Source organism: Enterococcus sp. HMSC061C05 (genome assembly GCF_001814765.1).
Taxonomy (GTDB): domain Bacteria; phylum Bacillota; class Bacilli; order Lactobacillales; family Enterococcaceae; genus Enterococcus_B; species Enterococcus_B lactis.
The window spans coordinates 49,652-65,305 of sequence record NZ_KV817744.1 but is presented as its reverse complement, the minus strand read 5'-3'; the positions used below and the strand labels follow the sequence as shown (position 1 = coordinate 65,305).

Annotated in this window: 13 protein-coding genes; all 13 read left to right on the top strand. The window is 38.0% G+C overall.

All coding sequences use genetic code 11. The features are described from left to right. Positions 1 to 21: 21 nt before the first annotated feature. The 13 genes from HMPREF2988_RS07355 to HMPREF2988_RS07295 all read left to right on the top strand — a co-directional run bounded on the left by HMPREF2988_RS07355 (position 22) and on the right by HMPREF2988_RS07295 (position 15,654). The gene (locus tag HMPREF2988_RS07355; RefSeq protein WP_002318060.1) at positions 22 to 384 is read left to right on the top strand and encodes a head-tail connector protein; all 363 of its coding nucleotides are present in this window, start codon (positions 22 to 24) and stop codon (positions 382 to 384) included. Positions 385 to 469: 85 nt separating this feature from the next. Further along, a complete protein-coding gene (locus HMPREF2988_RS07350) occupies positions 470 to 724 on the top strand; it encodes a phage head-tail adapter protein (protein ID WP_225610375.1) in 255 nt (84 codons plus the stop codon). Continuing rightward, positions 717 to 1,121, top strand: a complete 405-nt coding sequence (locus tag HMPREF2988_RS07345; protein ID WP_016631243.1) for a hypothetical protein — start codon at positions 717 to 719, stop codon at positions 1,119 to 1,121. Before HMPREF2988_RS07350 ends, HMPREF2988_RS07345 begins: the two co-directional genes overlap by 8 nt. Then, complete coding sequence (locus HMPREF2988_RS07340) at positions 1,118 to 1,528, top strand: hypothetical protein (RefSeq protein WP_016631244.1); 411 nt, start codon at positions 1,118 to 1,120, stop codon at positions 1,526 to 1,528. Before HMPREF2988_RS07345 ends, HMPREF2988_RS07340 begins: the two co-directional genes overlap by 4 nt. Positions 1,529 to 1,588: 60 nt before the next feature. After that, the gene (locus HMPREF2988_RS07335; RefSeq protein WP_016631245.1) at positions 1,589 to 2,176 is read left to right on the top strand and encodes a major tail protein; all 588 of its coding nucleotides are present in this window, start codon (positions 1,589 to 1,591) and stop codon (positions 2,174 to 2,176) included. Positions 2,177 to 2,248: 72 nt separating this feature from the next. Then, positions 2,249 to 2,716: an Ig-like domain-containing protein gene (locus tag HMPREF2988_RS07330; protein ID WP_016631246.1), complete on the top strand. Its 468-nt coding sequence runs from the start codon at positions 2,249 to 2,251 to the stop codon at positions 2,714 to 2,716. A gap of 45 nt (positions 2,717 to 2,761) precedes the next feature. Further along, positions 2,762 to 3,070: a phage tail assembly chaperone G gene (gene gpG, locus HMPREF2988_RS07325; RefSeq protein ID WP_002337251.1), complete on the top strand. Its 309-nt coding sequence runs from the start codon at positions 2,762 to 2,764 to the stop codon at positions 3,068 to 3,070. A gap of 194 nt (positions 3,071 to 3,264) precedes the next feature. Beyond that, positions 3,265 to 10,029, top strand: coding sequence for a phage tail tape measure protein (locus HMPREF2988_RS07320; RefSeq protein ID WP_070770320.1), 6,765 nt, complete (start codon positions 3,265 to 3,267; stop codon positions 10,027 to 10,029). Positions 10,030 to 10,032: 3 nt separating this feature from the next. Next, positions 10,033 to 10,854, top strand: coding sequence for a phage tail domain-containing protein (locus HMPREF2988_RS07315; protein WP_016631248.1), 822 nt, complete (start codon positions 10,033 to 10,035; stop codon positions 10,852 to 10,854). Positions 10,855 to 10,862: 8 nt separating this feature from the next. After that, positions 10,863 to 11,906 (top strand): phage tail protein, encoded by a 1,044-nt coding sequence (locus HMPREF2988_RS07310; protein ID WP_070770319.1) that lies wholly within the window; start codon positions 10,863 to 10,865, stop codon positions 11,904 to 11,906. Beyond that, positions 11,906 to 12,949, top strand: a complete 1,044-nt coding sequence (locus HMPREF2988_RS07305; protein ID WP_070770318.1) for a hypothetical protein — start codon at positions 11,906 to 11,908, stop codon at positions 12,947 to 12,949. The genes HMPREF2988_RS07310 and HMPREF2988_RS07305 overlap by 1 nt, the downstream gene beginning before the upstream one ends. A 2-nt stretch (positions 12,950 to 12,951) precedes the next feature. Beyond that, positions 12,952 to 15,186, top strand: coding sequence for a BppU family phage baseplate upper protein (locus HMPREF2988_RS07300; protein ID WP_070770317.1), 2,235 nt, complete (start codon positions 12,952 to 12,954; stop codon positions 15,184 to 15,186). A gap of 21 nt (positions 15,187 to 15,207) precedes the next feature. Next, positions 15,208 to 15,654, top strand: a complete 447-nt coding sequence (locus HMPREF2988_RS07295) for a hypothetical protein (RefSeq protein WP_070770316.1) — start codon at positions 15,208 to 15,210, stop codon at positions 15,652 to 15,654.

The following is a 15,654-nucleotide window of genomic DNA, read 5'->3' as shown; positions in this document are numbered from 1 at the left end:
ACTTAGTTAGGCGGTGTATTCATGATTCTAGATCCTAAAAATGAACAAGATTTAGAAGAAATTAAAGAGGCGATTCGTGAAGATTTTTCTGACGATAATACTGGCATTAAACGATCTGCGGCAGCTGCTATTGCATACATCAAAGGAGCTATCGGACAAGATAAGCCTTCTTTTTATGAAACAGATAACGATTCCACAGATCTTTTAAACCTTTCTATCTTGATGCTGACGGATCATTACTATCATGCACGCTCAGCTACCATTGAAACAGCGAATGCAACTGGAGGTTTAAGAGAGTATGATTTAGGCTTCAACTCTCTTATTCTTCAACTCAAAGCGAGTTATAAAGTATTCAAAGAAGGTGAGTCCACTGAAAAGGTCTAGTACAAGAAAATTAAATACAAAAGTTTTCTTTTATCAATATAAACCTTCAAATGGGCCTGAACCCGGTAATGATGAGGAAAAAATATTGTATAAAACAAGAGCTGAAATATACGATCCATCAATGAAGGACCTTGAAGTTTTGAATGGATTAGATAGTAAGTTGGCTGTCACTCTGGTGATGCGTGATCCGAGAAAAAAGTATACTCCGGACAATAAAGATTTCGCAGAAATAATTGATTATCGATATTCCGGACTCAGATGGAATATCGTGGAAGTACGACATGATTTAGCCTCAAATGAGTTTGTCACACTTTTATTAGCGGTGATAAACGATGAGTAACGTAAAGTTTGAAGGCGTTCAAGAAACAATCCAAGCTTTAGAGAAAAAGTTTGGAGAAAAGAAAACTAAGACATTAACAAAAAAAGCAATCAATGTTGGCGCTGAAAAAGTAGAAAAACAGTTGCAAACGGACATGACCGTTTTTAAAGACAAAGGTTATACGATCGATGAGGTTGTTCGCAAGAACGCTACGTATAGAGATTACAAGGCAGAAGCTGAAATCGGTTGGAATGGTCCACATCAACGATATAGAATCATTCATTTGAATGAATGGGGATATACACGAAAGGGCAAACAAATTAGACCGAGAGGATTCGGTGTAATAACAAAATCACTTAAGAATTCCGAGCCGTTGTACTTTGATGCTGTAGGGGAGGAGGTTAAAAAGAGTTTATGAAAGATATGCTTAATATCATTTACGAGGCTCTTTGTTTGAATGAGTATATTCATTCAATGACCTACAACGAGAATACCGAACAATATCGTATTAAATTTTATGAGCAGCCTGAAACCGCCGATAAAACAGGTCCAATGATCACAATTCGTCCTGTAGATACACCTAACGAAGCGTACCACGGAAGTAACAAAGAGCTTTCTGTGGAGCATATGATACAGATTGACGTTGAATCGAAATATAGAACAACATGTAAGCAGATTCAATATGAGATAAAAAAAGAGATGAAAAAACTAGGCTTTGGCCAAATTTCCGGGAAAGGATTAGATGAATATTTTTCTGAAACAAAACGCTTTGTAGATGCGCGCCGTTACGAAGGAAATACAAAAATTTATGATACCGAATATTAGAAATTAAGACACGAAAACAACGTGTCTTTTTTTATTACCCAAAATTAGGAGGAAAATTTTATGACTTTAGTAGGATTCAAAAAAATGACAATCGGGGTCTTTGACAGCACAGGGAAGATTCCAGCAGCAAATTTATATGTAATTGAAGGTAAACAAGACGAAGGAGCAACTGTATCTGCTGAAATCAGTGGGCTATCAAAAGAACCATCAAAAGTTTACGGATCGAACATCGCTTACTATGTCTCTCAAAAAGGAACAGGCGATGTTTCAGCTACTTTTGGATTGTTAGATTTACCAACAGAAGTAAATGACAAAATTCTTGGTTACAAAACTGATACAAACAAAATTAGCTTCTTAGGAGAAGATACTGAGCCACCATATTGTGCAATTTTGATGGAATCGGAGGATTTGAACGGCGATACAGCGATGCTTGCGATGTTCAAAGGAAAATTCAGTCGGGAATCTATTAATCTTAACACTACGACAAATGAAGCTTTCGAACCAGAAGCAGAAGAATATGTATTTTCAGCGATTGCCAATGATGTTGAAGGTGATGCTAAAGGCCAAACAGTCGCAAAATATGTTGGAGACGAAGAAGCTTCTATTACTGCTTTGAAAGAGATGGTATTTCCTACAGCGGGGGAGTAACTAGCCCCGTTGTTGGAGCAATCACTCCCACTATTAATGGGGCAACAGTTGAATTAAGTTAGGAGGATAACTATGCCAGATACATTTAAAATCTATAAAAAAAATGGTACTGAATTTACAAAAGTCGCAGAGGGTGAAAGTCCACTTTCTATTACTGGAATTGCAGCAAATACTCAAGTTGCTAAAGGAGATTATCAAGCTACGCGTGTGGTCGGAGGTCAAGAATCAGTAAAAGTAGATATTCCTGCATTCACCACTCTTCCAATTTCAGTTACTGGTGTGACGTTGGATAAAACGACAGCTGAAGTTGAACAAGGCGGAACCTTAAAATTAACTCCTACTGTAACACCAGCAAATGCAACAGACAAAACAGGAAACTGGAGCAGTTCGAATACAGCTGTAGCTACGGTTACTGGAGGCAACGTTACAGTAAAAACAGACGCTGAAGTTGGCGGAACTACAGAAGTTTCATTTACTACTACGGATGGCGGTAAAGTAGCAAAATGTACTATTACAGTTATTGAAAAAGCAGCGGGCTAGTCTTCGGACTAGCTTTTTTATTTGGAAAATAATGGAGGAATCTAAATGGCAAAAGTAAGAATTGAATTGAAAGAAGAATCAGGAAAGAAAGTCTATGAAAACATAGACACAACAGGGAAAGATTATCGAAAAGCTTTAGAAACAATCAAAAAGCTAAATGAAGATGGAGTAATGATTTGGAATCGTTTAGACATTTATTTGGATTTTGCTGTAGGTATCTTCAGGGATAGCAAATTGACAGCTGAACAAATTCTTGATGGCTTACCATCTGAGAAGGTAATGAGCACATTGGACGACATCCTAGGAGAAGTAATGGGGATTGAAAGCAATCCAGACCCAGACGCAAAAAAGTAACACCCGAAGAAGCAGAAGAAATGTACTTAAACCTATGCAGAGAGTTAGTGAAAGCGGGATGGTCACTATCTGACATAGAAGATAATTCCTTTGAAATGATGATGAAAATTGCGTGCACTTCGCCTAAGAAAGAGAAACAAAAAGAAGTTGATCTTAAAGACTTCTTGAAATCCATGTAGAGAGGAGGTAAACATATGGCAAATGGAAAACCTTTAGGCAATATGATTATCAAACTAGACTTAGACAGTTCAGCCTTTTCAAAAGGTCTAGCCGGAGCTAAAAACGCTGTTAACCATCAAATGAAAGCAATGAAATCACAGATGCAAGTAATGAACTCTTCAGGGGATTCTCTCGGTGCTTTACAAGCAAAATACATTGGTTTAGGCGGAGTTCTACAAGCAAATGAAAAGCAAGTAGAATTGCTCACTAAGGCTTATAAGGATAGTTTTGACTCTAACGGAAACGCTACTGCTTCGACTGCTAAATACGCTAATCAATTGAATCAAGCAACAGCTAGATCAGCAAGTTACGAATCTCAGATGAAAACAACTGTTGGACAGATTGCTCGGATGAAAGTGGAAACGGAAGGGTTTACGGGGAAACTAAAGGCTAATTCTGATGTATTGATTAATTCTGGGAAAAAAATTGAAGCCTTTGGTAAAGGAGTTTCTGGGATAGGATCTGCCCTAACTGTTGGAGTAACAGCTCCGATAGTGGCAGGTGCAACTGCTGTTACTAGTGCAGCTATTTCATGGGAAAGTGCTTTTGCAGGTGTAAAAAAGACTAATGATGAAGTTGTAGACTCGAATGGGAACGTAGTTTATTCCTATAGCGACTTAGAGAAAGGTCTGCGTAATCTTGCCACCCAATTACCTGGTAGCCATCAAGAAATAGCAAATGTAGCCGAAGCCGCTGGGCAATTAGGAATAAAGACTGAAAACGTAGTTAGCTTCACTAAAACGATGATAGACATGGGTGAATCGACTAATATGTCGGCTGAAACTGCGGCAACTTCTTTAGCACGATTTGCTAATATAACCCAAATGTCTCAAAAAGACTTTGATAAATTAGGATCAGTCATTGTTGATCTAGGTAACAATTTTGCTACAACCGAATCAGAAATCACTGAAATGGGACTGCGGTTAGCGGGTGCTGGTAAACAGATTGGAATGAGCCAAGGCGAAATTCTAGGATTTGCTACTGCTCTATCCTCTGTTGGTGTCGAAGCTGAAGCAGGTGGGTCTGCCTTTTCGAAGGTCATGATCCAGATGCAACTAGCTGTAGAAAAAGGATTTGGCGCTTTTGATCAGCTGAAACAGATGGCAGAAGAACAAGGTGTTCCGTGGGTTAATTTAGTAAATGCTGTGAGAGACGGTGGAAAATCGTTAAAAGCAGTATCAGAGCAAATGGGATTCACTTCATCTGATTTAAAGAAAATGTATAAAGAAGCGGACAATTCGAAAAGTTCGCTTGAAAATTTTGCGAATGTGGCAGGTGTTACAAGTGAACAATTCCAGAAGTTGTTCAAGAGTGATCCTTCAGAAGCAATCATCAAGTTCATTCAAGGGCTGAAAGATTCAGAAAAACATGGGACTTCAGCAATCAAAGTTCTGGATGACATGGATATAAAAGAAGTTCGACTACGCGACAGTTTATTGAGAGCTGCAAATGCTAGTGACATATTCAAAGGAGCAATTGAAAAAGGAAACGGCGCGTGGAAACAAAATACAGCTTTAACAAATGAAGCTAATAAAAGATACGAAACAACTGAATCAAAGCTAAAGATGTTGAAAAACGAAGTGATTGATACAGCAATCGATCTTGGAGGTCCATTTGTAGACGCGTTGCGTGATGGTCTAAATGTATCGAAACCATTGATAAAAAACTTAGGGAATATGGCGAAAGCTTTCTCGGCTATGAGTGATGATCAACAAAGAAACATTATCAAATGGGTTGGATTAGCAGCAGCAGCTGGTCCAGCGCTGAAGCTTTTAGGAACTGGTACTTCAGTAATAGGTAAAGTTACTTCAACTACTGGAAGATTGACGAAAAGCCTTGTTGATTTAGCAGCGAAAGCAGCAGAAAAGAAGGCTATGGATGCCTTTGCATCGTCGGTAACAACAGCTGGTGCTGCAGCTGCAAAGACAGCAGGAGCTGGAGGTATTGGCGGGTTAGTCCCTATGATGGGAAAAACAGCTAGTGCTGCAAGTACTGCTGCGGGCGCCAGCGGAATAGGCGCAATGACAACATCACTAGGTTTATTAGGTCCTGCTCTGCTTGGTATTGTTGGCGTTGGTGGCGCACTAGCAGTTGGCTATGGAGCATGGAAATTATTTGGTGAAGAAGCATGGAATTCCTCGCAAAGAGTAAAGCAATGGGGAACAGATGTCGGTGAGGAAATAGATAGTACTCTTGACGGAGTACAGAAGAATATTGAAGGTGCAAATGGTCAATTCGGGCTTCTCAAAGAAGGATTTACTGTTGATGATGCGAATAATATGGCGGCTAATTTCGCAACCGCTGGAACATCTTTAGAAACATCTTTAACAGGTAGAATAAAGGCATTAGACGATGCACTAAAAGGGCTACCTCAATCAGTTCAGGATGCCATGAAAGAAGTAGCTGAATCAGAAGAAGAAACCTTAGGGCAATCTCTTTCTAAAATAAAAGACAACAATGAAGAAATAAAAAAAATCAGAGAAAGAGCCGCAAATCAGAACAGAGACTTGACTGTTTCAGAACTACAACAGATACAGGATCTAATGAAAGGAACTTCTCAAGCGTATGTGGATACGCTCGATGTTTCTGCTAAAGACAGAAAAAAGATACTATCAGCCATGAATGGTGATGTTGCACAGGCTACAGAAGAAGAAGCGAAGACGTGGTTACAATCTTTAGCGAAACAAAAAGCTGCAACTACCGAAAATTATAGACAAATGCTTGAAGAAAAAAAGGCGGCTTTAAAGGAAAAGGGAGTAAGCAAAGAATTCATTGATGCATTAGAAGATGAAATGAATGATTACATCAAAACTACAAATCAAGGATTCGATAGCCAAATAGCTGCTATAACAAATAAATATCCACAATTGATTAACGAAGTGAGTTTATCAAATGGTCAATTATTTAGCAAAACGGCAGCTGCTATGGACAATACTGGTCAGTATACAAAGGTTTTTCTCGAAAGTAATGAAAAGATTTTAGCCCAAGCGAAGAAAACATCGGATGAAATAGCAGATAATGCCGAAAAAAATGCAGAACAACTTGGTATGGTAGCTGATGAGGCTACGCATGCTGGATCAACTTGGAATGGCTTAGTTTTAGACGAAAAAACAGGAAAAGTAAAAACTAATGTACAAGAAGTAGTGAATGAAGCAACGAAGGATTTCACTAAATGGAATGAACTGAAACCTGTTGTTCATGATGCGAAACTAACAACGAATGCAAAAGATGTCATTTCCATAGCGGCAGTACAAAATGGCTATTGGGATGATATGGAATGGAAAGAAAAAGAAGCATTATTAGAAGATGAGTGTTCTAAAAATGTATACAAGGCTTTAGAAAATGCTGGTAAATGGAATGAGTTAGATATTCCTTCTAAAGAAGCAATCCTAACTTCAAATACTCCTGAAGTTATGGGTGAAACTCTCATGAATTTGGGACTATGGGATACTTACAAACTTCAAGTGAAAGATTTAGATTTGAATGCGTATAAAGTATACGATGCTATCGATGGATCAGAAGAAAAATTAAATAGTTGGGCTCAATTAGATAACCCCACAAAAGAATTGTTATTAGATAACTCAGATTTTTCTACAAAACTTTTTAATTCAGAAGAAATGTTTAAACGTTGGAATCAGTTATCATCTAATGCAAAGTTTCTTTCAGCTAATAATACTAAATTTACAGAGGTTCTTTTATCATCTGACAGAATGTGGAATCAATGGGTAAACCTTCCTGATAATGAGAAAAGATTACTTGCAGATAACGAAGATTTAGCTACCACTGTTTTATCTTCAGAAGAAATATACGGAAGATGGACTCAATTACCAGATAATCAAAAATATATGTTAGCTGACAATACTGACTTAGCAAACAAAATATTCGCTTCAGAAGAATCATGGAAAGCATGGAAAGCAATTCCAGACACAGTTAAAAACTTGCTTGGTAATAATATTGATTTACTGGCTAAAGTGAAAGACGGGACTGTAAGTGTAGAAGAATATAACAAAGTTATGCCACTTCTTAAAACTCTATATGGAGATAACGTTAATTTAAAAGAGGCAATCAGTGGGGCTAAAAGCTCTATAGAGAATTACAACAAAAATATTTTTCCTAATGATAAAACTGCAGTAGGACACGATGAGGCTTCACAAGCTGCTAAAGATGCATTTGAAGCGTTCAACATCTTCCAAACAAAAATACCAGATAAAATTACTAAAACTGTATCAGCTGACTTTATAGGTCCTATGCCTAATGCTAAAGGAACGAACTTCCATCCTGGCGGAGCAGCTATGGTAAACGATCAAAAAGGACCTACTTATGAAGAGCTTATAACCTTGCCAAGCGGAGAAGCTTTTATACCTAAAGGACGTAATGTCGTTTTAGACTTACCAAGAGGTTCGAAAGTACTGAACGCCACTAAAACTAAACGTCTAGTACCTAAATATGCTGATGGTATAGGAAACATAACGACGGTTTCATCTACGCTAAACTTAGATGCTTTAATTTTAGCTATTAACGAGCTAACGACGGTATTGAGAACTCAACTGATGGCAGGAATGCCTAATGCTAAAGATACTAAACTATCAGATGAAACAAAAGTTGCCGATCCGATTATTCCGGACAGTCTTTCAGGAAAATCAGATCAGTATCTAGGAATTGGAGCTCAATGGTTAACTAATCTAATGAATGGTTGGAACTCAGCGGTTCCTCAATATATGAATAGTGAAATGGCTTTTATTACAAACTATCTCAATGCGCTAAAACTTCAAAACAATCCTAATTATACGCAAGGAGCAACATGGAATAAGAACTTACTGAATGGATGGAATAGTTTAACTGGGACATTTATTGCTACAATCAATTCATTTTGTAATCAAGCAATGGTTACGCTTAGAAACTACAACACTCCTATGTACAACAATGGCCGAATGTGGCAGCAAAATAATCTTAATGGTTGGAATTCATTGTATGGATCATTCATAGCCCGTGTAAATCAGCTTGGTAACGATTCGATTAACAACCTTCGTTCTAAAAGCGGTGGTTTTTACAATGCAGGGACATTCTTGTTGCAATCTTTAATAAACGGAATGAATTCGTTAGGTAATTCTCTTTCTACAACAATGAACAATGTCGCTAATACAATGGTTGGTGGTATGGGCAAAGGGGTTAATGGCGTTATATCGGGAGTTAACTATGTGCTTAAGGAAGTCGAGTCAAGTAAGAATATCGGAAACTGGCCAATTCCACAATACGCTAAGGGAACTGATGGACATCCTGGTGGACTTGCTATGATTAATGATCAAAAAGGCCTAGTTCACGAAGAATATGTTCAGATGCCAGATGGACGTGGTTTTATTGCCAAAGGTAGAGACCTTCTTGTTAATTTGCCTAAAGGTGCTCAGGTCTTAAATGCTTCTTTAACAAAGAAATTAAAGGAACGTTTAAATATTCCACACTACGAAAAAGGTATTGGCAATTTAGATATTGTTGATTTGTTAGATGATGAAAAAAGAATGTTAGAATTCTTAACTAGCAAAGTTGACTTTTCAGGTATTAATGAACCATGGCTTGATATGACTAAATCAGGAACGTCATTAATGTCCAAAGCTGCAAATACAATGCTTCAATCAAAATTAAGTGAATTCTTCACTCATGGCAATTTTGATGGTGCAGTAAATGCCAATGGTGTTTATCAATATTTAGTTGATGTTGCACAGAAAGTAATGGGTAAGTTCCCCGGACTTACAGTAACTTCTGGATATCGAGCAGGAGACGCCTACTATCACGGAAAACGGCAAGCTATCGACTTGGCTTATCCAGGTATATCTGGAGATCCGAGATATACAGCAGCAGCAAATTACGCTTTTGAAAAGTTCCCTTCAAAAATTGCGTATGTCATTACGAATGGACGTGTACGTGACCGCATGGGATTATCTGGAACAGGGTCAAGCGGACAATGGACGAATTGGCCAGATGGCGATCACTTCGATCATATTCATTTAAACGGTTCGATGGGGTCTGGCGATATATTCAATGGAGGAGTTGGAGGAAGTGGTGTTGCACGCTGGCGTTCTTATGTGTCTAAAGCATTGAAAATGAATGGATTACCAGCTACAGCAGCTTATATAAATGCCTGGATGTCCCAAATCCAAACGGAATCTGGTGGTAATGAGAAAGCAATCGGCGGCAATGATGGGCTTGCTGAAGGCAATGCAACAGGATTACTTCAAACGAAACCCGGAACTTTTGCAGCTAACGCTTTTCCTGGTCACGGAAATATTATGAACGGATTTGATAACATGTTAGCAGCAATCAATTATGCTAAGAAACGTTACGGAATTGCAGGTATGTTGCAAGTTATCGGGAAAGGACATGGATATGCCAATGGCGGATTGATTACCAAAGACGGACTATATCGAGCGGGAGAAGGAAATAAACCAGAAATGGTTATTCCATTGACAAGAAAAACAAGAGCTATTGAATTGATGGGTCAAGCATTAGCTTTTCTTTCTGGCGATGACAAGAAACGCTCCAACACTACAAATACAGCTGATAATTCAGCAGAGCTTGTAACTTTGATTAAACAGCAACAAAAACAGCATAATGAGTTAATGATGATTCTTAGAGCGATTCTTGGAAAAGATTTAAGTCTCAAGTCTTCTGACATTGGACAAGCTGCTAATCATTATATGGGCTCTGATTTGAATAAACTTCGATATACGAATGGAGGTGTTTGATAATTGTTTTACAAATTACAGTTCAATCAAAATGGGAAGTTGTTTGATCCGCAAAGAAAAGAAAAAATTGTATGTAAAGAAATCAAACGTCAAGCACCAGTGTATGAAGTGAATTACGAAGATTTTGAAGGGACGAACGGTAGCAGAGAAGCTAATGCTAGTTTTCGTCCTTTTGAATTAGTGCTGACTTTTGATATCTTTTACAAAAATAAGCATGATAAAGAACTGCTATTAACAGAGTTCTATGAGCTAATTTTTGTTGGTTATCAATATTACATTTCCTATGATTTAAGTCCAGGGAAAAGATTCAAAGTAAATCCAACAAATTTTGAAATTACTGAGGAAGAGAACGATTATTCTACGATAGAAATAACCTTTAATATTCCATCAGGGAGTGCTGAATCCATCGCAACCACTTTAACGGATTTCATTCTAGAGGAAGAATGGCAATTCTCGCAAGGTCTAGTGGCGGAAGATTACAAGTATACGCATCAGACTAGTCACTTCATTATTTACAATGCTGGAAGCTTTGAAATTGATCCACGTGAACATTATCTGCGGATCGTATTAGAAGGAGAATCAGAAGGAAATGTGACGATTTTCAATAAAACGACTGGTGATCGATTTATTTACTATCCATCACTTTCTACGAATCTCGGACAGACATTAGTCTTGGATGGCGTGATTCCAAAATTGAACGGTGTAAGTTGTGGGATCAATACGAATCATGGCCTAATCAATTTGGTTGAGGGAGCCAATGAAATCGAGATCCAAAATATTACTCGCGTGAAATCTTCATGGGATTTCCGTTTCTTATATAAGTAGGTGATTGAGTGACTGATTTAATTATTCGAAATTATGAACAAACCAAAGAAGAAATCCTTGTCGGTTATGACAAGGGTTCTTTTTATGAAAACTGGCAACAAAATGAAACGTGGGAGATTGGCTTTACCGTTACCAGCAATTCGTTGAATCAAGAAGTATTTGATTTAGTCGAATACGAGTCTTCAGTTTTCTACAACGGACAGGAATTTGTGATCAAAGAAATGACTCGCAAAGCACTTGGACAGTTGTTGACGAAACAAGTAGTTGCGACACATATCTATTACACGGTTCAAGATGGCTATCAGTACAATACAGTAACTGGTGCGAGATCTATTAGCCAGTTACTCACACATGTATTTAGTGCAGGTAGTCGCGGCTTTACATGGGAAGTCATTGATCCAAACAAGAAATTTCTTACAGTCGAACAAGAAAACTTCGGTAATGCGAATTATTTGAAGCTGATCAATGAGATTCTGTCTGACTATAATGCAGTCGTGATTCCGAATAATAAACATCTAACTTTCTATCCTGCCAGTGAGTACGGCCAGCAGACGGAAGAACAGATTCGCTATAAATACAATACAGATGAAGTGTCATTCGATATTGATACGTACAGTCTAAAAACACAAATCAAAGGCTATGGAAAATTGAAGGATGGCTCAAATACTGAGAATCCTAAAGATAGTGACTATAGATTTACTCCTATCACTTACACAAGTCCTGAATCACAGAAGTGGGGAATCAGGATACAAGATCCTGTTAAAGACGAACGGTATACCGTATCAGGGAACATGCTCGAGCGGTTAAAGACAGACTTGCAAGACTATCCAAGTATTTCGGGATCTGTAACGTTGAAATGGAAAATCAGTCCCGAAAAAGGCGATCATGTCCCATTCATTTATGAACCTTTAAATATCAATACGTACATTCAAGTGGTAGGAATCAAGGCGTATCCAGCAATACCAAATAAGCCACCAGAAATCACATTGAGCAACACAAAGAAAACAATGACGTCGATACTCGCTGAAATGGCACAGAAAGGAGTGATTTGATGGGGTTATTAAAATTAATCAGTAACCGTATCTCTACAGAATGGAAAGAGAAATTCAATAAAAACATTGACTACCTCAATGATCTTGAAAAGAAATTGTCTGATCAAGACAAATCAACGAATAGTCGTATTGATAATCTCGTAATCAACTCGGGTGGTGATTCACCAAACGAAGTGGTGGATGCACGTGTAAATAATAAGGGAGAAATCTTTGATGCATTGCAAGGACGTCTAAAAGCACACGAGAATAAATCAGATGAAGAAATTAGTCAACTTTCTACTGACATGACAAATCAAAAAGAACAAGTAGAACAGTTGAACGATACTATTGCTCGCTTGTATGCGGCGCATGGAACAAATTATGAGATTTATGTATCGGCAGATTCAGGAAGCGATGTAAATGGTACTGGAGAAGAAGAAAAACCATTCAGATCTATTCAAGTTGCAGTCAATCAAATTCCGTTGATCAATAGAAGCAATGTGACTATTTATGTCGATTCGGGAGTTTATTTGGAAGATGTTGTTGTTTCTAACGTGTCAGCTTCTCGTTTATATATTCGGCCAATTGAAGATGACAGTTTAATTAATGGGAGTACTAGCGATTTACCTGTAAAGGTCCGCTCTATCGCGTTTATGTATTGCACAGGTTACTATCAAGTTAGAGGGATTGAATTTGTTGATCAAGCCAACGCTCCCGTTTTCGGTGGAAGAAAGTACTCAATTGCAGCAGAACAAGGCTCATATGTAGCTGTGAATCATTGTTCATTCAAAGAAAATGTAAAAAATCTCACTCATCATACGGTGTACGGTGGAGGTATGTCTAATATTAATATCTATGGAGCTTGCACTTTTGTCAATCAATCGATAGTTGCCTTTTCTTACTTAATGGCCCAAGTAACTTTTAATGCAATACAAGGTAGTGGAAATGATACGTTAGCATATGCTAACCAAGGGTTGATTCGATCTAGTTCTACTTCAATTGCTACTACAGCACATAGAACGGATTCTACTGGATTGATCATTACAAAAGGGACGGTGTTGTAGTAATGGTCTATAAAACAAATGAATCGATCATTGTGATTCAAGCAGAAGCAACTAAGCCTAATGATACGAATGTTGTTTTTTGGTCGCACGATCGTGGAACAGCCAAGCTTCGAATGAAGTTAGTTCGGAAAAACGGCATTCCTCAAAGCTTACCCGAAGGAACTACGGTTCCTATTCGTCTGATATTTAAGTCTGCAACGGCAGAAGGGGGTTATGGAAAACATGACTATCTTGCCACCATTGAAGATCGTGTGAATGGCATTGTTTCTATCGTATTAGCAGATAATATTTTAGGATATGTCGGCAAAGTAGAAGGTAGCGTATATATTGATTTCCCAAACGACTGCTCATTAGATACAGCTGGTCGTTTTACTTTTGACATCAAACGCAGTCAAATCGATGACAGCACGCCAGAACTAGAAGATTATTATTTCAATGGTTTTAGCCAGATAATCGATAAAATCGAAAAAATTCTAGCTGATGGAAAGCAAGAGATTGAACAGAAAATTGCGGAATCCGAAACGCAGATTGATGCGAAAGTAAAAGACACAAACGACAAAATCACGAAAGCCAATCAAGATGTCGCAACTCTCAATACTAATATTGATAAGGCAAATGATCGTATTGATCAAACCAATCAGCAAATCGGCGATCTCGGCAAGTTGAAAAAGATGTACTCCAACAGCATCGACTTCGGGAACTATGATTATTCGGGGAATCCGAATTTGTTGCCAAATTTAAAAGCGAGTGACTTTAATACGCCTACAGGTATGACGGCTGAACAGGTAGGTAGTGCTATAAAGTTTACTTTTGATGGTACTCCATCGTTATCTGCTAGTACAGTACACATTACAGCATTAGCACCGAACACATATTATGCTTTATCCGCTGACATTACAATATTAGATTCAACCGGCGCTGATACAGACCAATTGAGATTGTATATCAGAAAAGAAACTGGAGCTAGTTTAATTAACCTTGTTTTTCCTGCTGGTATGAAACTAAACGAAAAAACTAAAGTTCAATTGACAGGTAACTCTAGTGCAACCAACGACCCATCTAAGTTTGTATATATGTACATGACATTGCACACAACCACAGGTGAGCCGTTCAAAGGAAGCGTATTGGTTGAGAACATAAAGTTAGAAAAAGCTATTTCTGCTGAAAGTAAAGCCACCCCATACCAGCCAAATTTACTTGAGGATCCTTATTGGTTAGGTAAAACACCGTTGGGTGAGAATATTGCTGATCCTAAAGTTAAATTTCCAATAACCACTACACAATATCCTATATACACCCATGGTATTCTAAAAAAATGGACATTGGGCAAAACATATTCTGTAACTATGAAAGCCACAAAGCCAGCTACTCAAAAATTTTATGTATATCTAGCAAGTGGATCAATATATGTAGGAAATATGACGCCGGTTGAAGGTCTAGTTGATGTGTGGACGCTTACTTTTACAGTACAACAAGATCATATAGATCAAGGCGCTGATAAAGTGGTATCTATATATCAGTACCCAGCAGAAACAAAAGGCGAAGTCAAAATTGACTGGCTTAAGGTTGAAGAAAGCAACACCCGAACCCCTAATATTAGTCAGTTTAAATACTTTGGTGAAGGATTGAAAGACAGCAACAATCCCAATGATTACAGCTGGGACATCACGCCTGAATATGCTGAAAAAGGCTTGAATGATACGGTTAGTTTAACCGAACCACAGTCAGTTGAAGGTTTAAAAAACTTCGAGGATGGGTTGCAGGTTAGAGGTAAAGAAGTTGCTGCAATTACTGATTTAGATAAAACAGCTTTCACAACTATTAATAACAAAGACGGTGAAATCGCTGATTTTAATCTAAATGGGGCAGTATTCGGTTTTGGATCAGAAATCAAAACTACGGGAACAAAAGCAGCATTTACACGTAACTCTGACAAAAAATTGGTCTGTCAAATTGCTGGAACGTATATTTTTAATGGACAATTGAGTGTACAAGTTCGAACCGCTATTGACGCTTGGCACTATGTAGATATGCGAGTAAATGGAACAACTGCAGGTTCTCCTTGGGCGCGTGGTGTTCAGAGTTTTAGAAATAGATGGAACTTTTCTGGCATGCTACAAGTTTCGTTAAAAGTCGGCGATGTCATTGATTTCGTTTCAAGTTCATCTGAAACAGGAGCAACAACAGGACAATTTATAAGCTGTCCACTAGCGGTTTTTCAAAGAATAGGAGATTAAAAATAAGAGGAGGTATTTATTATGAAAAACATTTGGAAATACGGACGTACTGGCGGAGAGTACGCAGGAAAAGTATTGGACGACATGCTTGTATCAGTTCCTTACACAGATCAGCCACCACTTGAAGGGGTACGTGCTGATGGTGAACCACTAACGATTGCTGATCAGATGTTTGATCCTAAATTGAACCAATGGATTGTTTTAGCAAACGCACTAGATCACAACGATTTAAACAATCTCAAAGCGATGTACAAGGCTCTGGAACATGAAAATGACAACCTAAAACAGCTAAATGCCAAACTCATGCTAAACGATGTAGCAATTAAACAGGAAAATACTGCATTGAAAGAAAAAGCTGACAGTTTAGCACAAATCAATTCAAAGACAATGCTTGCTTCGCTTCAAAACAGCAAGGATATTAAAGAAATTAAAGCGCAATTAAATCCAGAATCAGAAGGAGGCGAGTAG